The 19530-nt window shown below is 74.4% G+C and carries 17 protein-coding genes; 13 read left to right on the top strand and 4 right to left on the bottom strand.

The annotated features are described in order from the left end of the window. Positions 1-7: 7 nt before the first annotated feature. Positions 8-214: a hypothetical protein gene (locus ACIP64_RS10900; protein WP_401583924.1), complete on the bottom strand. Its 207-nt coding sequence runs from the start codon at positions 212-214 to the stop codon at positions 8-10. A gap of 69 nt (positions 215-283) precedes the next feature. Between ACIP64_RS10900 and ACIP64_RS10895 the strand changes: the two genes are divergently transcribed. Together ACIP64_RS10895 and cobT are read left to right on the top strand one after the other, a co-directional pair. After that, positions 284-1495: a bifunctional adenosylcobinamide kinase/adenosylcobinamide-phosphate guanylyltransferase gene (locus ACIP64_RS10895; RefSeq protein ID WP_401583921.1), complete on the top strand. Its 1212-nt coding sequence runs from the start codon at positions 284-286 to the stop codon at positions 1493-1495. A gap of 40 nt (positions 1496-1535) precedes the next feature. Continuing rightward, the gene (gene cobT, locus ACIP64_RS10890) at positions 1536-2579 is read left to right on the top strand and encodes a nicotinate-nucleotide--dimethylbenzimidazole phosphoribosyltransferase (RefSeq protein WP_401583918.1); all 1044 of its coding nucleotides are present in this window, start codon (positions 1536-1538) and stop codon (positions 2577-2579) included. Positions 2580-3591: 1012 nt separating this feature from the next. On the opposite strand, the gene ACIP64_RS10885 is transcribed toward cobT, so the two are convergent. Beyond that, complete coding sequence (locus ACIP64_RS10885) at positions 3592-4329, bottom strand: hypothetical protein (protein WP_401583916.1); 738 nt, start codon at positions 4327-4329, stop codon at positions 3592-3594. 68 nt (positions 4330-4397) lie between these two features. Here ACIP64_RS10885 and ACIP64_RS10880 point away from each other — a divergent pair, with 68 nt between their 5' ends. The 6 genes from ACIP64_RS10880 (at position 4398) to ACIP64_RS10855 (ending at position 12605) form a co-directional block, all read left to right on the top strand. Continuing rightward, positions 4398-5204: an adenosylcobinamide-GDP ribazoletransferase gene (locus tag ACIP64_RS10880; protein WP_401583914.1), complete on the top strand. Its 807-nt coding sequence runs from the start codon at positions 4398-4400 to the stop codon at positions 5202-5204. Between the two features lie 153 nt (positions 5205-5357). After that, positions 5358-6872, top strand: coding sequence for a leucyl aminopeptidase (locus ACIP64_RS10875; RefSeq protein ID WP_401583911.1), 1515 nt, complete (start codon positions 5358-5360; stop codon positions 6870-6872). A 342-nt stretch (positions 6873-7214) separates the two neighbouring features. Next, positions 7215-8603 (top strand): dihydrolipoyl dehydrogenase, encoded by a 1389-nt coding sequence (lpdA, locus tag ACIP64_RS10870; RefSeq protein ID WP_360911484.1) that lies wholly within the window; start codon positions 7215-7217, stop codon positions 8601-8603. Between the two features lie 51 nt (positions 8604-8654). Continuing rightward, on the top strand, positions 8655-10433 hold the full coding sequence (gene sucB / locus ACIP64_RS10865; protein ID WP_401583907.1) for a 2-oxoglutarate dehydrogenase, E2 component, dihydrolipoamide succinyltransferase: 1779 nt from the start codon (positions 8655-8657) through the stop codon (positions 10431-10433). Positions 10434-10760: 327 nt separating this feature from the next. Beyond that, the gene (locus tag ACIP64_RS10860; protein WP_401583904.1) at positions 10761-11927 is read left to right on the top strand and encodes a WYL domain-containing protein; all 1167 of its coding nucleotides are present in this window, start codon (positions 10761-10763) and stop codon (positions 11925-11927) included. A gap of 162 nt (positions 11928-12089) precedes the next feature. Further along, positions 12090-12605, top strand: a complete 516-nt coding sequence (locus ACIP64_RS10855; protein WP_401583902.1) for a DUF4240 domain-containing protein — start codon at positions 12090-12092, stop codon at positions 12603-12605. A gap of 25 nt (positions 12606-12630) precedes the next feature. Here the strand turns inward: ACIP64_RS10855 and ACIP64_RS10850 are convergent, their stop codons facing one another. Further along, on the bottom strand, positions 12631-13116 hold the full coding sequence (locus ACIP64_RS10850) for a GNAT family N-acetyltransferase (protein WP_401583899.1): 486 nt from the start codon (positions 13114-13116) through the stop codon (positions 12631-12633). Between the two features lie 49 nt (positions 13117-13165). Between ACIP64_RS10850 and ACIP64_RS10845 the strand changes: the two genes are divergently transcribed. Next, a complete protein-coding gene (locus ACIP64_RS10845) occupies positions 13166-14068 on the top strand; it encodes a TIGR01777 family oxidoreductase (RefSeq protein WP_401583896.1) in 903 nt (300 codons plus the stop codon). Positions 14069-14223: 155 nt separating this feature from the next. After that, complete coding sequence (locus ACIP64_RS10840; protein ID WP_401583893.1) at positions 14224-15465, top strand: NAD(P)/FAD-dependent oxidoreductase; 1242 nt, start codon at positions 14224-14226, stop codon at positions 15463-15465. Between the two features lie 50 nt (positions 15466-15515). Here ACIP64_RS10840 and ACIP64_RS10835 read toward each other — a convergent pair whose 3' ends face one another. After that, positions 15516-16982, bottom strand: coding sequence for a regulator (locus tag ACIP64_RS10835; protein WP_401583890.1), 1467 nt, complete (start codon positions 16980-16982; stop codon positions 15516-15518). Positions 16983-17244: 262 nt separating this feature from the next. Here ACIP64_RS10835 and lipB point away from each other — a divergent pair, with 262 nt between their 5' ends. The 3 genes from lipB to ACIP64_RS10820 all read left to right on the top strand — a co-directional run bounded on the left by lipB (position 17245) and on the right by ACIP64_RS10820 (position 19516). After that, positions 17245-18030, top strand: coding sequence for a lipoyl(octanoyl) transferase LipB (gene lipB, locus ACIP64_RS10830; protein WP_401583888.1), 786 nt, complete (start codon positions 17245-17247; stop codon positions 18028-18030). Positions 18031-18095: 65 nt separating this feature from the next. Next, positions 18096-19058 (top strand): lipoyl synthase, encoded by a 963-nt coding sequence (gene lipA / locus ACIP64_RS10825; protein ID WP_401583886.1) that lies wholly within the window; start codon positions 18096-18098, stop codon positions 19056-19058. Between the two features lie 227 nt (positions 19059-19285). Further along, a complete protein-coding gene (locus ACIP64_RS10820; protein ID WP_360911622.1) occupies positions 19286-19516 on the top strand; it encodes a hypothetical protein in 231 nt (76 codons plus the stop codon). The last annotated feature ends 14 nt before the right edge of the window (positions 19517-19530 follow it).

The following is a 19530-nucleotide window of genomic DNA, read 5'->3' as shown; positions in this document are numbered from 1 at the left end:
CCGCGGGCTACTCGTCGCCGTGCAGGCTCATGGGGCCGTAGATCTTGGTGGAGTCCTCGAAGAGGACGACCTGGTCGGCGCCGCCCTGGAGCAGGTCCTTCCAGACCTCGCCGATCCAGGACTCGGCGTCGCCCTGTGTGGTGAACTCCTCGGGCTCGACGGCGGGCGCGACCTCCGTGCCGTCGGTCTTCTCGAAACGCCAGGTCCACGCCATGTCCGTCTCCTCGTCCCAGGGGGTGCCTGCCCGGCAGCGTAGCGTGCGCGGACGCGAAAGAATCGGGACGTGGAACTGACACTTCTCGGCACCGGGGGACCCGACGGCCTGCCGCTGCCCGGCTGCCCGTGCGCGGCATGCGCGGTGGCGGTGGGCGAACGGGCCCGGGCGGCCACCTCCGTCCTCGTGGACGGGGTGCTGCTGCTCGATCTGACGCCCGGCGTGGCGCTGGCCGCCGCCCGTTCGGGGCACTCGCTGACCGCGGTGGGCCAGGTGCTGCTGTCGCATCCGCACGACGGGCCCGCGGTGGAGATCCCGCCGGGACTGCCCGCGCCGGCGCGGCTGCCCGCGGGGCAGGAACTGACGCTGCCGACCGGGCACCAGGTGCGGTCGGTGCCGGTGGACGCGCCCGGCGCCGGGTACGAGGTGACGGCGCCGGGGGGCGAACGGCTGCTGTACCTGCCACCGGAGTGCGGCCCCGCGGGCCTCGCGGAACCGGCGAAGACCGAACGGCCGTACGGGACCGTGCTGCTGGACGTCGTGGCGCGGCCCGACGCGCTGGCCCGGCTGCGGGCCGCGGGAGCGGTCACCGGCACCACGGACGTGATCGCCGTGCACCTGGACCACACGGTGCCCCCCGGCCCGGAGACGCGCCGCCGGCTGGCCGCGCTGGGCGCCCGCGCGGTACCGGACGGGACGACGCTGACCGTCGGCGACTTCCACGAGGTGCCGGACCTCCCCCGCCGCACCCTTGTGCTCGGCGGTGCCCGTTCGGGCAAGTCGGCGGAGGCCGAGCGGCGGCTGTCGGCCTTCCCCGACGTGCTGTACGTGGCCACCGGCGGCACACGGGACGACGACCCGGAGTGGGCCCGGCGCGTGGCGCTGCACCGCGAGCGCCGGCCGGGCACTTGGCAGACACGGGAGACCCGCGACCTCGTCCCGCTGCTCGCGCGGGACGGCGGCCCCGCGCTCCTGGTCGACTGCCTGTCGCTGTGGCTGACGCACGCCATGGACGAGGCCGGGGCCTGGGACGACACGCACTGGGCGGCCCGCGGCGAACGCGAACTGCGCGAGCGGGTCGCGGAGTTGACCGCGGCATGGCGCGCCACCCGGCGCACCGTGGTCGCCGTCAGCAACGAGGTGGGCTCCGGCGTGGTCCCGGCCACCGCGAGCGGCCGCCGTTTCCGTGACGAACTGGGCCGCCTGAACGCGATGGTGGCCGCCGAGTCGGAGCACGTCCTGCTGGTCGTGGCCGGACAGGCGCTGACGCTGCGGGGCTGACCTCGGCGCGGGGGCCGCCGGAACGGTAGTGTTCGATCCCGTGAGCGGCCTGAATCTCGATGACTTCGCCTCCCTCGTGGAGCGCCCGGACGCCGGCGTACGCCGTGACGCACACGACCGCTGGCAGCGCCTGGTGCGCCCGGCCGGGGCGCTGGGCAATCTGGCCGAGCTCGCGGAGTGGCTCTCCGCGGCGCAGAGCGCCGCCACCGTGCGGCCGATCGAACACCCCAAGGCCGTGCTGTTCGCGGCGGACCACGGCGTGGCGGCACTCAAGGTGTCGGCGCGTCCCGAGGGCACGGCGGTGGACCTGGTCCGCGCCGTCCTCGACGGTGCGTCACCGGTGAACGTGCTGGCGCGTCAGTACGGCGCGGCGGTCCGGGTGGTGGACGTCGGTGTCGACGCCCCTGCCGAGGACCTGCCCGCCGACGTCACGGCGCACCGCGTGCGGCGCGGCTCCGGCCGGATCGACGTCGAGGACGCGCTGACGGCCGAGGAGGCCGAGGCCGCGTTCCGTGCCGGCATGGCCGTCGCGGACGAAGAGGCGGACTCCGGCACCGACCTGGTCCTGCTCGGCGATCTGAGCGTCGGCGGCACCACGGTCGCCGGGGTGCTGATCGCCGCCCTCTGCGGCACGGACGCCTCCGTGGTGACGGGCCGGGGCTCCGGCATCGACGACGTGGCCTGGATGCGCAAGTGCGCGGCGATCCGCGACGCGCTGCGCCGGGCGCGGCCGGTCCTGGGCGACCAGTTGGAGCTGCTGGCCGCCGTGGGCGGTGCCGACGTGGCCGCGATCACCGGCTTCCTGCTCCAGGCGGCGGTGCGCAAGCTGCCCGTGGTCCTGGACGGCGTGGTGTCGGCGGCGTGCGCGCTCGTCGCCCAGCGCATCGCCTTCCGGGCGCCCGACTGGTGGCTGGCCGGCCAGACCAGCGGGGAGCCGGGACAGGCCAAGGCGCTGGACCGGCTGTCCATCGAACCGCAGCTGGACCTGAAGGTCACCGCCGGCGAGGGCACGGGCGCACTGCTGGTGCTCCCACTGCTGAAGGCTGCCGCGGCCCTCTCCGCGGAACTCCCCGAACACCCCTGACGCCGGCGTCCCGCCGCCTACCCGGGGCAGGCTGCCTGCGGCCTGCCGCGCGCGCCGGGCGGCGGTTCGTCCCGCCGTACCGGCCGGGGCGATGGGGCAGCCCTGTCGGGCAGCCTCCTCCCACTGCGGGCCGCAAGGACCGGTACACGGGGGGCGCCGCGACACTCTGCACGGCCTCGTCCGAGACCCTCTGACCCCCGGCGGCCCGCGTGGCACGGCCGGGAGCGGGCGCGGGTGGCAGTTCGAGCCGTACTGGGCAGGCGCACGGAACCAGCCCGTCGGGCGGCCGCGTATGCCGCAGGCCGGGACGCACTGCCGCGGCACGGCGGCCGTACCCTGCCGCGCGGCGGGACAGTTCGTGCGTCAGGCCGGGACGCACTGCCGCGGCACGGCGGCCGTACCCTGCCGCGCGGCGGGACAGTTCGTGCGTCGGGCGGCCACGCTCCGCCGCGAGCGGGGAACGACGGGGCCTGCGCACGGCCGCCGGCACCTGCGGCGGGCGCAAGGAACAACCCGGTCGGACAGTCGTGTTCCGCGGCGAGCCGGAAAGACCGGGACAGACCATCGTGTACGCACTGCGGCCGGGAGCCGAGCACGCCGGTACCCCGTCGGCCGGACACATTCCTGCGCGCCGGGAAGACCAGGGCACGCGCACGGCCTGGGGCACGCCGGCCCGCACGCACTGCGACCGGAAGCCGAGCAGGCCGGTGGCCGTTCCTCTCGCGGTACCGGCCGGGCGGAAGGGACGAGCCCGCCGGGACATCCGGGGCACACGCGCGACCGCGACGCCCATGGCACCCGCGGCCCGCAACTGCCGTACGCGGCCCCACCGGGAGCCGCGCCCCGGGAACCGTTCACAGCGCCGTACCGGCCGGGCGCGAGGCACCCGCGCGTCGGGCGGCCACGCTCCGCCGCGAGCGGGGGGACGACGGGGCCTGCGCACGGCCGCCGGCGCCTGCGGCAGGCGCAAGGGACCGGGCCGTGGGGCGGGAAGGCCCGCGCGGAGCGCCCGTCAGCGTTCGGAGAAGCCGCCGAGCCAGTCCTGGAGGCGGCGGGTGGGGGCGCGCCAGCGGGCGGCGTGCTTGGCGGCGCGGAGTTCGGCACGGCGTGCCGCTTTCGGGCGGCGTCCGTACAGGCGCTCCGCCCAGAGGGAGTCGGGCCGGGCCAGCCGGAGCGCGCCGACGAGCGCGACGAAGGGCACGAACACGCCGACGACGGCGGTGCGGAACTTGCCCTTCACCAGGGCGGCCAGGACGAACAGGAAGTTGACGACGATGGTGGCGATCGCCGCGAGGCGGTTCTGCTGCTGGTCGGCGGAGAGCGAGTCGACCTCGAAGGGGGCGAGCCCGCCGAGCAGCATGAGCACCAGCGAGAAGGTGATCACGACGGCCTCCACGCTCTTGCGGCCGCGTTCGCTCCAGTACACGTCGTCCAGGTAGAGCACGAGCGCGAACTCGTCCAGTACGAGCCCCGCCCCGATGCCGAAGACCACCGCCGCCAGTGCCGCCCCGAATCCCTGCGCGGAGGCGGCGACGGCCCCGAAGCCGCCGATCGTCATGAGGATGATGCCGGGCACCACGTGGTGGATGTGCGTCCCGCCCGAGGAGATGTTCCGGAACGGGCCCTTGCCCGCGCGGATCAGCCGGGTGATGGTCCGCGTGATCACGAAGGTCGCGACGAAGGCGAAGAGGGCGAGGAGCAGTGGCAGCTTTCCCGGCTCGATGATGTTGCGGTACCACCAGTCGCTCATACCGATTGCTCCTGTTCGGCCTGGTATGCGCACTATACGGTCGGGGGGCGGCCGTTACCCTGCACGCCATGACCGCCAGCCGCGCCGCCGCGACCCCCGCCGACGGACTGCGGTTCGCCTTCGGCACCTTGACCGTGCTGCCCGTGCGGGTCACCCGCTGGGACCGCCCGGCGGCCCGGGCGGGGATGGTGTGGGCGCCCCTGGCCGGCCTGGTCGTGGGGCTGTGCGGGGCGGCCGCCGGCGGGGTGCTGCTGCTGCTCGGCTGCGGACCGCTGCTCGCCGCCGCGGGCACGGTCGCGGTGCCCGCCGCGCTCACCCGGGGCCTGCATCTGGACGGACTCGCCGACACCGCCGACGGCCTGGGCAGCGGCCGGCCCGCCGAGGACGCGCTGCGCATCATGCGGCAGTCGGACATCGGGCCGTTCGGCGTGCTCACCCTGGTGCTGGTCCTGATCGGCCAAGTCGCCGCCGTGGCCGGGGCGTACGGGACCTCGTGGGCCCGCGGGGCGGCCGGTTTCGCGGTGGCGTCGGTGGCGGCCCGCACCGCCATGACGCTCGCCTGCCGGGACGGCGTGCCGGCGGCCCGGCCGGAGGGACTGGGCGCGGCGGTGGCGGGGGCGGTCCCGGCGCGGGCGGCACGGGGGGTGGCCGCCGCGATCGTGGTGCTGTGCGCCGCCGCGGGGCTGGCGTTCGGCCCGTACGCCGCCGCGCAGTTCGCCGCCGCGGCCCTGATCGCCCTGGGCGCCGCGGAGTTGCTGCTGCGGCGCTGCCGGGCGCGGCTGGGCGGTGTCACGGGCGACGTCTTCGGCGCGTTGTGCGAGACGGCGTGCACCGCGGCCCTCGTCGTGCTGGCCGCGGGCGGGGCCACCGGGTAGGGAAAACCCGCGCCTTCGGCCCGGGGGCGCACGCCGTGGGCGGAAGTGTCAGGAGTGAGCGTAAGGTCGGTCCTGCACCCCCCGCCCCGCGCCGCCGGGCGTTGCCCGGTGCCAAGAAGTTCGGGCCTTCGAAGGAACAGGATCTTCATCACCGTGACTGCACTGACTCTCAGCACCTCCTCCGCCGCGGCGCTGCGCGCGGACGCCGTCGTCGTCGGAGTGACCAAGGGGACGAAGGGCCCCGAGGTCGCCCCCGGCGCGGAGGCGGTCGACCAGGCCTTCGACGGCAGGCTCGCCGTGACGCTCGAGACGCTGGGCGCCTCGGGCGCTGAGGGTGAGGTGACCAAGCTCCCCGCCCCGGCCGGCCTGAAGGCCCCGGTCGTGCTGGCGGTCGGCCTCGGTGAGGCCCCCGCGGACGGTGCCGGCTTCGACACCGAGGTGCTGCGCAAGGCGGCCGGTGTCGCCGCCCGCACTCTGGCCGGTTCCAAGAAGGCCGCCCTCGCGCTGCCGGTGGAGGACGCCGCGGCCGCCCAGGCGGTCGCCGAGGGCGCGCTGCTGGGTGCGTACGCGTACACCGCGTACCAGGCGGGCAACGGCAAGGCGCCGCTGACCGAGGTGGCGCTGGTCGGCGCCAAGCCGCGCGACAAGGCCTACAAGGCCGCCGCCGAGCGTGCCACGGTCGTCGCGGAGGAGGTCAACCGCTCGCGCGACCTGATCAACATGCCGCCGAACGACCTGACCCCGAAGGCCTTCGCCGCCTTCGTGCAGGAGGCCGCCAAGGAGTACGGCCTCAAGGTCGAGGTGCTGGACGAGAAGGCGCTCGTCAAGGGCGGTTACGGCGGCATCATGGGCGTCGGCCAGGGCTCGGCGAACCCGCCGCGGCTGGTGAAGATCGTCCACAACGGCGGCAAGGGCCGTGACGCGAAGCACCTCGCGCTGGTCGGCAAGGGCATCACCTACGACTCGGGCGGCATCTCCCTGAAGCCGGCCGGCCACAACGAGACCATGAAGTGCGACATGAGCGGTGCCGCCGCCGTGTTCTCCACCGTGGTCGCCGCCGCGCGCCTGGGCCTGCCCGTCACGGTCACCGGCTGGCTCGCGCTCGCCGAGAACATGCCGTCCGGCGCCGCCGCCCGCCCGGGCGACGTGCTGCGGATGTACAGCGGCAAGACCGTCGAGGTGCTCAACACCGACGCCGAGGGCCGCCTGGTCATGGCCGACGCGATCACCCGCGCCTCGGAGGAGACCCCGGACGCGATCATCGACGTGGCGACCCTGACCGGTGCCATGGTGCTGGCGCTGGGCACCCGCATCTTCGGTGTCATGTCCAACGACGACGACTTCCGCACCACGGTGCACGAGACGGCGGGCGAGGTCGGCGAGCAGTCCTGGCCGATGCCGCTGCCGACCGACCTGCGCAAGGCGATGGACTCCGCCACGGCCGACATCGCGAACATGGGCGAGCGGATGGGCGGCGGCCTGGCGGCCGGCCTGTTCCTGAAGGAGTTCGTCGGCGAGGGCATCACCTGGGCCCACATGGACATCGCTGGCCCGGCCTTCAACGAGTCCGGCCCGTTCGGTTACACCCCCAAGGGTGGTACCGGCTCCGCCGTGCGCACCCTGGTGCGGCTGGCCGAGAAGGCCGCCGAGGGCGAGCTCTTCCAGTAACCGTCCCGTCGCGGCCGGTCACATCTGATCACGACCGGTCGCGGTGTAAGCCTCGGCACATTCCGTACGGCCCCGGGTATGGCATCCGGGGCCGTACGCGTTCGCCAAGAGCGAGCAAAGGGACCAAGTGCTGCCGTATTTCGCACGGGATACCGGTGAGTAGTCGTGGCCAGGGACGTTCCGTACGTCTCACACCCCGGCCCGGTGCCTCGTCCGCCCCGAACAAGTGCGAAGATGTTGTCTCGGCACGACAGGGCCCCGTTTAACAGAAGCGGCCGAACAAAAGCCGCCGCCCGGTCATGACGGACCGGCTCCGGCGTATCCATGCATGGAGGACGTGACGTGGCGAACGACGCCAGCACCGTTTTCGACCTAGTGATCCTCGGTGGCGGTAGCGGCGGCTACGCCGCAGCGCTGCGCGCGGCGCAGCTCGGTCTGGACGTCGCCCTGATCGAGAAGGACAAGCTCGGCGGCACCTGCCTGCACCGCGGCTGCATCCCCACGAAGGCTCTGCTGCACGCCGGTGAGATCGCGGACCAGGCCCGCGAGGCCGAGCAGTTCGGTGTCAAGGCCACCCTCGAGGGCATCGACATCGCCGGGGTCCACAAGTACAAGGACGACGTGATCGCGGGCCTCTACAAGGGTCTGCAGGGCCTGGTGGCCTCCCGCAAGGTCACCTACGTGACCGGCGAGGGCCGGCTGTCCTCCCCGACGACGGTGGACGTCAACGGTCAGCGCTACACCGGCCGCCACGTGCTCCTGGCGACCGGCTCCGTGCCGAAGTCGCTGCCGGGCCTGGCCATCGACGGCAACCGGATCATCTCGTCCGACCACGCGCTGGTCCTGGACCGGATCCCGAAGTCCGCCATCGTGCTCGGCGGCGGCGTCATCGGCGTCGAGTTCGCCTCCGCGTGGAAGTCCTTCGGTGTCGACGTCACGATCGTCGAGGGCCTGCCCCACCTCGTGCCGGTCGAGGACGAGAACAGCTCCAAGCTGCTGGAGCGCGCCTTCCGCAAGCGCGGCATCAAGTTCAACCTCGGCACCTTCTTCTCCAAGGCCGAGTACACCGCCGACGGCGTCAAGGTCACCCTCGCCGACGGCAAGGAGTTCGAGGCCGAGCTGCTGCTCGTCGCCGTCGGCCGCGGCCCGGTGTCGCAGGGCCTGGGCTACGAGGAGGCCGGGGTCGCCATGGACCGCGGCTACGTCCTCGTCGACGAGTACATGCGCACGAACGTGCCCACCATCTCCGCGGTCGGCGACCTGGTCCCGACCCTCCAGCTCGCCCACGTCGGCTTCGCCGAGGGCATCCTCGTCGCGGAGCGGCTGGCCGGTCTGAAGACCGTGCCGATCGACTACGACGGCGTGCCGCGCGTCACGTACTGCCACCCGGAGGTCGCCTCCGTGGGCATCTCCGAGGCCAAGGCCAAGGAGCTGTACGGCGCCGACAAGGTCGTCACCCTGAAGTACAGCCTGGCCGGCAACGGCAAGAGCAAGATCCTCAAGACGGCCGGCGAGATCAAGCTCGTCCAGGTCCGCGACGGCGCCGTGGTCGGCGTCCACATGGTCGGCGACCGTATGGGCGAGCAGGTCGGCGAGGCCCAGCTGGTCTACAACTGGGAGGCCCTGCCCGCCGAGGTCGCCCAGCTCATCCACGCCCACCCGACGCAGAACGAGGCGCTCGGCGAGGCCCACCTGGCGCTGGCCGGCAAGCCGCTGCACGCGCACGACTGATCCACGGACACGCAGACCAATCCGCACAGATCGTTAGGAGCAACCGAAACCATGGCGGTTTCCGTAACCCTGCCGGCGCTCGGCGAGAGCGTGTCCGAGGGCACCGTCACCCGCTGGCTCAAGGCCGAGGGTGAGCGCGTCGAGGCCGACGAGCCGCTGCTCGAGGTGTCGACCGACAAGGTCGACACCGAGATCCCGGCGCCCGCCTCGGGCATCCTCTCGTCCATCAAGGTGGCCGAGGACGAGACGGTGGAGGTCGGCGCCGAGCTGGCCGTCATCGACGACGGCACGGGCGCTCCCGCTGCCGCCCCCGCCCCGGCCGCCGCCGCGCAGCCCGCCCCCGCGCCGGCCCCGGTGCAGGAGGCCCCGGCCCCGGCTCCGGCGCCCGTCGCCGCTGCCCCGGCCGCCGCTCCCGCTCCGGCCCCGGCCGGTGCCGCCCAGGGCACCCCGGTGCTCCTGCCGGCGCTGGGCGAGTCGGTGACCGAGGGCACCGTCACCCGCTGGCTGAAGTCGGTCGGCGAGACCGTCGAGGCCGACGAGCCGCTGCTCGAGGTCTCCACCGACAAGGTCGACACCGAGATCCCGTCGCCCGCCGCCGGCACCCTGCTGGAGATCCTGGTCGGCGAGGACGAGACCGCCGAGGTCGGCGCCAAGCTCGCCGTCATCGGTGCGGCCGGTGCCGTGGCCCCGGCCGCCGCTCCCGCCGCTCCGGCTCCGGCCCCCGCGGTTCCGGCGCCCGCCCCGGCCCCGGCTCCCGTGGCCGCTCCGGCTCCGGCGCCCGCCCCCGTGGCCGCCCCGGCCCCGGTGGCTCCGGCCCCCGCGCCCGCCCCGGCCCCGGCTCCCGCCCCGGTCGCCCCGCAGGCTCCGGCTCCGGCCGCCGCCCCCTCGGCCACCGCGCCGACCGACGAGGGCGCGTACGTGACCCCGCTGGTCCGCAAGCTCGCGGCCGAGAACGGCGTGGACCTGGCCTCGGTCAAGGGCACCGGCGTCGGTGGCCGGATCCGCAAGCAGGATGTCCTGGCCGCCGCGGAGGCCGCCAAGGCCGCCGCCGCCGCGCCGACCGCGCCCGCCCCGTCCGCGGGTGTCACGGTGCCGGCCGCCGCTGCCGCGCTGCGCGGGCAGACCGTCAAGATGACCCGCATCCGCAAGGTCATCGCCGAGAACATGATGAAGGCCCTGCACAGCCAGGCGCAGCTGTCGACCGTGGTCGAGGTGGACGTCACCAAGATCATGAAGCTGCGGGCCCGGGCCAAGGAGTCCTTCCTGGCCCGCGAGGGCGTCAAGCTCTCGCCGATGCCGTTCTTCGTCAAGGCCGCCGCCGAGGCGCTGAAGGCCCACCCGGTCATCAACGCCAAGATCAACGAGGACGGCACCGTCACCTACCACGACGTCGAGAACGTGGGCATCGCGGTGGACTCGGAGCAGGGCCTGATGGTCCCGGTCATCAAGGGCGCCGGCGACCTGAGCCTGGCCGGCATCGCCAAGAAGACCGCCGAGCTGGCCGGCAAGGTCCGCAACAAGAAGATCAGCCCGGACGACCTGTCCGGCGGCACGTTCACGATCAGCAACACCGGCTCGCGCGGTGCGCTGTTCGACACGATCATCGTGAACTTCCCGCAGGTCGCCGAGCTGGGCATCGGGGCCACCGTGCGCCGCCCGATCGTGATCAACCACCCGGACCTGGGTGAGACGATCGCGATCCGCGACGTGGCGTACCTGACCCTGTCGTACGACCACCAGCTGGTCGACGGCGCGGACGCCGCCCGCTACCTGAACGACGTCAAGGCCCGCCTGGAGGCCGGCGAGTTCGAGGGCGACCTCGGTCTCTGACCGACCGCACGTCGTCGCGGGACCGTACGACGGCCGAGGCCCCAGCCCCTTCCCGGGCTGGGGCCTCGGCCGTTTCCGGAGAAATCCCGGGCGGCGGTGAGTGGTTGGGGCGCGGCGTCCGTACAGGAGGGGGCATGGCCACCATGCACCGCCGGCAAGGGCGGGGAGGCGACCACCCCCCTCAGTGGCCTCCACGCCCTTGCGGGTCGCGCGCTGCGTCGACCTTCCCCCCGCGCCGAGGCGCGCGCAGCGGGCCCCCGGGGGCCGGCCCGGACGTCCCGGGCCGGCCCCGCCGCGGTGTCGGACCCAGGGCTTAGCCTCGACGGCATGCGCGCGGCCCGGCTGATCCACCTCGTCCTCCTGCTGCAGTCCCACGGCTCGATGACGTCGGCCGAACTCGCCGGGGCACTGGAGGTCTCCGAGCGGACGGTCGGCCGGGACGTGCAGGCCCTGTCGGAGGCGGGCGTCCCGGTGTACGCGGAGCGCGGGCGCGCCGGCGGCTACCGGCTGGTGGACGGCTACCGGACCCGGCTCACAGGGCTCGCCCGCGCCGAGGCGGAGGCGCTGTTCCTGTCCGGGGTGCCCGCCGCGCTGGAGGCGATGGGACTGCACGACGCGGGATCGGCGGCCCGGCTGAAGGTGGCGGCCGCGCTGCTGCCCGAACTGAGGGACGCCCCGCGCGCCGCCGCGCAGCGCTTCCACCTGGACGCGCCCGGATGGTGGCAGGAACCGGCCACGCCGCCGCTGCTGCCGGCCCTGGCGGAGGCGGTGTGGGGCGACCGCCGGCTGCGGGCGCGGTACCGGCGCGCGGACACGGAGGTGGCACGGGAGCTGGAACCGTACGCGCTCGTGCTGAAGGCCGGCGTCTGGTACGCGGTCGCGCGGGCGGACGGGGCGCGGGGGGCCGAGAAGGCCCCGGGGGCCGAGGGGTCCGAGCGGACCGAGAAAGCCCCGGGGGCCCAGGAAGCCGAGCGGACCGAGGCGGCCGAGCGGACCGAGAGGCCCGAGGAGGCCAAGAGGGTCGAGCGGACCGAGAGAGCCGAGCCGACTGAGGCCGGCAAGGAAGCCAAGAGAGCCGAGCGGGCCGAGGAGGCGGTCCGGGTGTACCGGGTGGACCGGTTCACCGCTGCCGAGGTCCTGCCCGAACGCTTCGTCAGGGACCCGGCGTTCGACCTGCCCGCGTTCTGGGAGGCGCGGGCGGCCGCGTTCGCCCGCTCCGTGCTGCGCGCCGAGGTCGTACTGCGGCTCACCCCGGACGGCGCCCGGCACCTGCCGTACGTCGCCGACGCGGCCGCGGCCCGCGACGCCCTGGCCGCCGCCGCGCCGCCCGGTGCCGACGGCCGCGTCACCGTCACCCTGGCCGTGGAGTCCCTCGACGTCGCCTACCACCAGCTCCTCGCCCTCGGCCCCGGCGCCGAACTCCTCTCCCCCGCCCCGCTGCGCGCCCGCTTCGCCGAGGCCGCCCGCGCGATGGCGGCGGCCTACGCCGGCTGACCCCCGCCGCCCCGTCAACTCCCGTACCGGCCGCCCGTCCCGGCGGCGGCGTCAACACCCGCGTGCGCAGGCCCCCGCGCGGGGCGAGTAACGTCACGACACGGGCGCATCCGCGTCTCTCCGCGTGCGGGGGCAGGCCGCAGACAGGATGCTGGAGCGGTGATGGACGAGACGGAGTTCTGGGAGATCGTCGACAGTACCCGGACGGCGGCCGGCGGGGACCCGGAGGAGCACGCCGATCTGCTGGTGGAGCGGCTGACGCAGCTCGACCCGGAGTCCGTCGTCGATTTCGCGCGGCACTTCGAGAGCCGTTTCAACCGGGCGTACCGGTGGGACGTGTGGGGCGCCGCGGATCTCATGCTGGGCGGGGCCGGTGACGACGCGTTCGACTTCTTCCGGTGCTGGCTGATCGGGCAGGGCCGCCATGTCTTCGAGGGCGCGGTGCACGATCCCGACGCGCTGGCGGAGCTGGCCCCGGACTTCGACCCCGAGGTGGACGGCGACGCCGAGGACCTGGGGTACGCGGCCGACGAGGCGTACGAGCAGCTGACCGGGGTGCGGCTGCCGGATCTGGACCTGCCGCCGCAGCCGGCCGAGCCGGAGGGCGTCTACGTCGACTTCGAGAACGCGGACGCGGTGGCGCAGCGCTTCCCCCGGCTGTGGGAGCGCTTCGGCTGAGCCTCCCGCGCGGTCGCGGCGGCCGTCACAGCGCCCGCCCCATGCACACGTCGTCCACGTAGGCGCCGTCCAGCAGGAACTCCCCGGGCAGGACGCCCTCGACCGCGAACCCGGCGGCCTCGTACAGCCGCCGGGCCGGGGTGTTGTGGCCCAGCACCCGCAGCGTCATGCGCCGCGCGCCCTGCCCGCGGGCGGCCTCCAGTGCCGCCATGACGAGTTCGAGCCCGACGCCGCGACCGCGGGCCCAGGTGTCGACCGCCAGGCCCTGGATCTGCCGTACATGGCCGTTGGAGACCAGCGGCGTCGGCGGCACGAACCGGAGGTATCCGGCCGTCCGCCCGTCCACCTCGGCGACCAGGTGGGCGTCCGGCCCGGAGTGCCCGTCGAAGAAGTCCCCGTGCTCGCGCGGCGGGGGCGTCACCGCGTGCAGCGTGGACCACGTGGCGCGGTCCAGCCGGGCGAGGTCGGGGTCGTCGGAGAGCAGGGCGGCGCGCACATGTATCCCGGACATGAGCGTCACCCTGCCACAACGGGGCGCGCCGGCACGCGACCATGTCCCCATGCGCATCGCCATCACCGGCTCGTCCGGGCTCATCGGCTCCGCCCTGGTCCGCTCCCTGCTCGCCGACGGCCACGACGTCGTACGCCTCGTCAGGCGCCCGCCCTCCGCGGCGGACGAGGCGCGCTGGGACCCCGAGGGCGGCGGGATCGACACCGCGGCCCTGGAGGGCGTCGAGGCCGTGGTCAACCTCGCCGGGGCGGGGGTGGGCGACCACCGCTGGACCCCGGCGTACAAGCGGACCGTCCACGACAGCCGCGTACGGGGCACCGCGACGCTCGCCGGGGCACTGGCCTCCCTCGCCGCACCGCCGCGCGTCCTGGTCAGCGGGTCCGGGATCACCGCGTACGGGGACACCGGCGACCGCAGGGTCGACGAGAGCGCGCCCTACGGGGACGGGTTCCTGCCCGGCGTGTGCCGCGACTGGGAGGCCGCCGCGGCCCCGGCGCGGGACGCGGGCATCCGGACGGCGTTCTCCCGGACGGGCCTGGTCGTCTCGGGACGGGGCGGCGCGTGGGGGCGGCTGTTCCCGCTGTTCAAGGCGGGAGTGGGCGGGCGGCTGGGCAGCGGGCGGCAGTACTGGAGCTTCATCTCGCTGCGCGACCAGGTCGCGGCGCTGCGCCACATGATCGACCACGACACGGTCGCCGGGCCGGTCAACCTCTGCGCGCCCGAGCCGCCGACCAACGCCGAGGTGACCGCCGCCATGGCCCGGGTGCTGCGCCGGCCCGCGCTGTTCCCGGTCCCCGCGGCCGTCCTGCGCACCGTCGTCGGGGAGTTCTCCACCGAGATCCTCGGCAGTACGCGGGCCGTGCCGCGCGTGCTGCTCGACACCGGGTTCGTCTTCGCCCACCCCGGCATCGAGGAGGCGATCCGCGCGGCACTGGCCGACGAAAGGCACTGAATGCCACCAGGCGGCCCTCGGGCGGCATCAGTTGGGGAAGTTCTGGGCATGACGCTTCCAGCGCCAGCTGACGCGAGCGGGGAAACGTGCCGACCTCGGGGAGGGGCAACGTGCTCTCAACAGCACGCTCTACCGGTTCTTCAACGGACGTATGCGTGATCGGGGCCGGCGTGGCCGGTCTGTCGGCGGCGCATCATCTGATCAGCGCAGGGCTCCGCGTGACCGTCCTGGAGGCCGCCGACCGGGCCGGTGGGCGCATGGCCACCGACGAGGTGGACGGCTTCCTGCTGGACCGGGGCCCGCAACTGCTCAACACCTCCTACCCGGAGCTGCTCCGCACGCCGGGTCTGGACAACCTCCAGCTGCGGCCGTTCTCACCCGCCGTTCTGGTGCGGGCCGCGGGCCGCGGCTACCGCGTCGGCGACCCGCGCGGGGCCCTGGCGGCGGCCCGCGCCCCGCTGGGATCGCCGCTGGACAAGGCCAGGCTGCGGACGGCCCTGCACCGTCTCGCCGACACCCCGGTCGAACGCCTCCTGGAGCGGCCCGAGACGACGGCCGCCGAGGCGCTCGCCGCACGCGGGTTCGCCCCCCGCGCGGTCGACGGGTACCTGCGGCCGCTGCTCTCCGCGCTGCTGTGCGACCCCTGGCTGACGACGTCCAGCCGCTGCGCCGACCTGGTGCTGCGGGCCTTCGCCCTGGGGCGCACCTGCCTTCCCGCGGGCGGAGCCGAGGCCCTGCCGCGGCAGCTCGCGGGCGCGCTGCCGGAGGGGTCGCTGCGCCTGGGCACCCGCGCGGTGGCGGCCTCCACCAACGCGGTGCTGACCGAGGAGAAGGAGGAACTGCCGTGCCGGGCCGTGGTGGTGGCCACCGGGGCCCGCGCGGCGGCCGAGCTGCTGCCGGGGCTGCGCGTGCCGGAGTTCCACGCCGTCACCGTGGTCCACCACGCGGCCCCCACCGCGCCGTTGCGGGAGGCCGCGCTCGTCCTGGACGCGGACCGGCGCGGGCCGGTCTCGCACTCGCTCCCGGCGAGCCTGGTCGACCCGTCCCGCGCGCCGGTCGGCCGGACGCTGGTGACCTCGGTGCTGCTCGGTGCCGCGGCCGTCCCCGACCCGGACGACGACGCGGTGCGCGCGCATCTCGCCGAGCTCTACGGCACCTCCACCGCGGGCTGGCGGCTGCTGGCCGTGCACCACGACCCGGAGGCCGTGCCCGCCATGCCCGCGCCGCACGATCTGCGCCGCCCGGTGCGCATCCTCCAGGGGCTGTACGTCTGCGGCGACCACCGGGACACCAGCACGGTGCAGGGCGCGATGCTGTCCGGGCGCCGCGCGGCGCAGCGGCTGCTGCGCGACGTGGGCCTGCACCCGGGGTCCCGAACGGAGCCCCTGGCCGCGTGAAACCGTCCGGCCGGCCCCTGGAGCAATGCCCCGGGGCCGGCCGGCACGCCTCAGCCCACCAGCACCCCGAGGGCCGCGGCCCGGTCGTGGAAGGCGCGTACCGAGGAGGCGTCGCGGTGCGCGTCGAGGCGGCGGCCGAAGTCCCGCACGTACTCCAGGGCGCGCACCGAGCGCATCTCGACGGCGGCCTGCATGGCCTCGGCGCCCAGCGCGCAGGCCGCGTCGACCTCGCCGAGTCCGAGGCGGGCGGTGGCGAGCACGGTGCGGCAGAACAGCCGGCTGCGGGCGTAGGCGGCGGGCCGCAGTTGCAGGGAGCGCTCCGCGTGCTGGGAGGCGGCGCGGTACTGCTGGAGGTCGCGGTGGCAGTGGCCGAACTCGTCGGCGAGCTGGGCCTCGTCGAAGAAGCGGGCCCAGGACGGGACGTCGTCCCCGGCGCGGGCGGCCTCCAGGGCGCGTTCGGCGCGCACGAGCGCCGCGGTGCACGCCCGGACCTCGCCGAGCAGGCCGTGCCCGCGGGCCTCGGCCGCGTGCAGCAGCGCCTGGACGGCCGGCGGGGCCGCGCTGCCCACGCCCTGCTGGGCGACCCGGGCGAGCTGGACGGCCTCGCGGCCGTGCCCGAGGTAGACCGCCTGGCGGCTCATCGTGACCAGCACGTAGCCGCCGTAGACCCGGTCGCCGGCCGCCTGGGCGAGCCGCAGCGACTGCACGAAGTAGCGCTGGGCGAGCCCGTGGGCGCCGATGTCGTACGAGGTCCAGCCGGCGAGCCGGGTCAGGTCGGCGACGGCGGCGAACAGGCGGCGGCCCATGGTCTCGCCGTAGCTGCCGCGCAGCATCGGTTCTGCCTCGTGCTCCAGGTAGCGCACGAGGGCCTGGCGGGCGTGGCCGCCGCCGAAGGCGTTGTCCAGGGAGCGGAAGAGCTCGCCGACGGAGCGCAGGGCGGCGAGGTCGCCCATGGTGACCCGGTTCCCGCCCGGGCCTCCCGGCACCTGGGGCGCCGCGTCGCCGCGGGTGCGCTGGGCGGGCAGCCGGGGCACGCCGCCGCCCGCGGGGCCAGGTTCGGCGCTGCGCCCGACGCGGTCGTCCGCGCGCCCGATGAGCCAGTCGCGGCTGGGGACGACCAGGCCGGCCGGGGTGAAGGCGATCTTGCGCAGGTCGGCAGGGCTGCCGGTGTCCTTGCGCCACAGCCCGGACACGATCTCCACGGCCTCCTCGGGGGAGGCGGCGAACTCCAGTCCCGCGTAGACCGGGGCCACGGCGTCGAGGCCGAGGTCGTGGGCGGACAGCCGCCGCCCGAGCCGCCGGGTGAAGACCTCGGCGATCAGCGCGGGGGTGGTGCCGCGCGGTTGCTGGCCGCGCAGCCAGCGGGTGACGGAGGTCTTGTCGTACCGCAGGTCGAGCCCGTGCTCGATGCCGAGCTGGTCCACGCGGCGGGCGAGTCCCGCGTTGGAGAAGCCGGCTTCGGCGATGAGGGCCGCGAGTTGGCGGTTGGGGGGGCGCTGCGAGGAACGGTCGGACATCAGTGGTGCGGTCCCCTGCCTTCCGGGCTATCTCAAGAACGGCGCGAATGTAACGTTCTGTACCGGGACGCTCACTACCGGAGCCTCGCATTCGCTGTAACGGGTGAACCTTCCCCCGCATAACGCCGGAATCCATCCCTCCGCCCGTTTCGGGTGCTATCTGCAGCCCGCTGCAAGGCAGGACCGCGGCGGACGTACAGTTGCCAGGGCGCCCGGTGTCGACCGAACGGGCGCCGCAGCACGCGATCACAAGGGAGCGGCCGTGAGTGAGCTGCACTTCGTCCATCTGGGCTTCGGCAAGGACGCCGTGGAGTATCAGGAGGCATGGCAGGAGCAGCGCCGGGTGCACGCCGCGCGTTTCGCGGACGAGGTCCCCGACACCTGCCTGCTGCTGGAGCACCCGCCGGTGTACACCGCCGGCCGCCGCACCGAGGACAGCGAGCGCCCGCTGGACGGCACGCCGGTCATCGACGTGGACCGCGGCGGCAAGATCACCTGGCACGGCCCCGGCCAGCTCGTCGGCTACCCGATCCTGAAGCTGCCGCGCCCGGTCGACGTCGTCGCCCATGTGCGCCGGCTGGAGGAGGCGCTGATCAACGCGTGCGCCGAGTTCGGCCTGACGACGACCCGTGTGGAGGGCCGCAGCGGGGTGTGGGTGCTCGGCGACCCGATCGAGGACCGCCCCGCGGTGATCCCCGGGCTGACCCTGGACTTCGACCCCCGTCTGCACGACGACGAGTTCGACCCGCGGCTGTCCGGCCCCGAGTACGCCCCCTCCAACGCCGGCCAGCGCCGCGAGGACCGCAAGCTGGGCGCGATCGGCATCCGGGTCGCCAAGGGCGTCACCATGCACGGCTTCGCCCTCAACTGCAACCCGGACAACACCTGGTTCGACCGGATCGTGCCGTGCGGCATCCGGGACGCGGGCGTGGCCTCGCTCAGCAACGAGCTGGGGCGGGAGATCGGCGTCACGGACGCGCTGCCGGTCGTGGAGAAGCACCTGCGGGCCGTACTGGAGTCGGCCGAGCCGCTGCCGCGCGCGGTCTGAGGTGGGAATCCACGGGCGTAGGCTGATGTTCACCGAGGAAATGAAGTCGCGAGAGGGAGTCGACCGTGTCAGCTGTGGCACCTGAAGGCCGCAAGATGCTGCGTCTGGAGGTCCGCAACAGCCAGACCCCCATCGAGCGCAAGCCCGAGTGGATCAAGACCCGGGCGAAGATGGGCCCCGAGTACACCGAGCTGCACGGCCTGGTGAAGCGCGAGGGCCTGCACACGGTGTGCCAGGAAGCCGGCTGCCCCAACATCTTCGAATGCTGGGAGGACCGCGAGGCCACCTTCCTCATCGGCGGCGACCAGTGCACGCGCCGCTGCGACTTCTGCCAGATCGACACCGGCAAGCCGCAGGCGCTCGACCGCGACGAGCCGCGCCGGGTGGGCGAGTCCGTCGTCACGATGGACCTGAACTACGCCACGATCACCGGTGTCGCCCGCGACGACCTGGAGGACGGCGGCGCCTGGCTGTACGCCGAGACGGTGCGCCAGATCCACGCCATGACCGGCGCCCGCGCGGCCGGCCGTACCAAGGTCGAGCTGCTCATCCCGGACTTCAACGCGGACCCCGCGCAGCTCGCCGAGGTCTTCGGCGCCCGCCCCGAGGTGCTCGCGCACAACGTCGAGACGGTCCCGCGGATCTTCAAGCGCATCCGCCCCGGCTTCCGCTACGAGCGCTCGCTCGAGGTCATCACCAAGGCCCGCGAAGCCGGCCTGGTGACCAAGTCCAATCTGATCCTCGGCATGGGCGAGGAGCGCGCGGAGATCAGCCAGGCCCTCCAGGACCTGCACGACGCGGGCTGCGAGCTGATCACCATCACGCAGTACCTGCGGCCGAGCCTGCGCCACCACCCGGTGGAGCGCTGGGTCAAGCCGCAGGAGTTCGTGGAGCTGAAGGAGGAGGCCGAGGAGATCGGCTTCGCCGGTGTCATGTCCGGCCCCCTGGTGCGGTCCTCGTACCGGGCGGGACGCCTGTTCCAGCAGGCGATGGAGCGGCGCGGAGCGGTGGCCGCCGAGGCGGTCTGATCACCCACCGCACTCGGCCGGCGAACGTGCGGTTCGTCACGTCAGGGGCCCCGCTCGGGCCCCTTTCGTGTCTCTGACGTGCAGCGGACGCAGCAGGCCGACGCAAAGGGACCGCCCGGGTTTCACGACGGTTTGACCGGCCAGTCACGGGCTGGTAACACAATGTGGTGACTCTGGATAAGCGGAACAACCAGACGCGTTTGAGCCGTCCTGAGGGGGACACCACCATGCAGGCCGAGGCCGCACAGCTCCATCGCCAGAGCACCATCCCCGGCGCCGCCGCGGGCGCGCTGCGCGCCGTGGAGTCCTTCCTGTTCCGCGGCGCCGAGGCGACCGCGCGACGCAACGCCTGGACGGCCGTGCTCGAGGACCGCAAGCGCGCCCGGGACCGCCGCGAGGCCCAGCACGTCATGGACGCCCTGGTCTCCGCCCGTACGGGCCGGCAGGACACCTTCTAGCCCCTTCCCGGCCG

This window comes from Streptomyces sp. NPDC088733, assembly GCF_044751185.1.
GTDB lineage: Bacteria > Actinomycetota > Actinomycetes > Streptomycetales > Streptomycetaceae > Actinacidiphila.
Note: the sequence above shows the minus strand (reverse complement) of the source record. Positions and strands in the feature narration are given on the sequence as shown.

Excerpts from the sequence above, each read along its gene's own strand:
- ACIP64_RS10900 (WP_401583924.1), bottom strand. The coding sequence starts at position 214 with ATGGCGTGGACCTGGCGTTTCGAGAAGACCGACGGCACGGAGGTCGCG.
- ACIP64_RS10885 (WP_401583916.1), bottom strand. The coding sequence starts at position 4,329 with ATGAGCGACTGGTGGTACCGCAACATCATCGAGCCGGGAAAGCTGCCA.
- ACIP64_RS10880 (WP_401583914.1), top strand. The coding sequence starts at position 4,398 with ATGACCGCCAGCCGCGCCGCCGCGACCCCCGCCGACGGACTGCGGTTC.
- sucB (WP_401583907.1), top strand. The coding sequence starts at position 8,655 with ATGGCGGTTTCCGTAACCCTGCCGGCGCTCGGCGAGAGCGTGTCCGAG.
- ACIP64_RS10860 (WP_401583904.1), top strand. The coding sequence starts at position 10,761 with ATGCGCGCGGCCCGGCTGATCCACCTCGTCCTCCTGCTGCAGTCCCAC.
- ACIP64_RS10855 (WP_401583902.1), top strand. The coding sequence starts at position 12,090 with ATGGACGAGACGGAGTTCTGGGAGATCGTCGACAGTACCCGGACGGCG.
- ACIP64_RS10850 (WP_401583899.1), bottom strand. The coding sequence starts at position 13,116 with ATGTCCGGGATACATGTGCGCGCCGCCCTGCTCTCCGACGACCCCGAC.
- ACIP64_RS10845 (WP_401583896.1), top strand. The coding sequence starts at position 13,166 with ATGCGCATCGCCATCACCGGCTCGTCCGGGCTCATCGGCTCCGCCCTG.
- ACIP64_RS10835 (WP_401583890.1), bottom strand. The coding sequence starts at position 16,982 with ATGTCCGACCGTTCCTCGCAGCGCCCCCCCAACCGCCAACTCGCGGCC.
- ACIP64_RS10820 (WP_360911622.1), top strand. The coding sequence starts at position 19,286 with ATGCAGGCCGAGGCCGCACAGCTCCATCGCCAGAGCACCATCCCCGGC.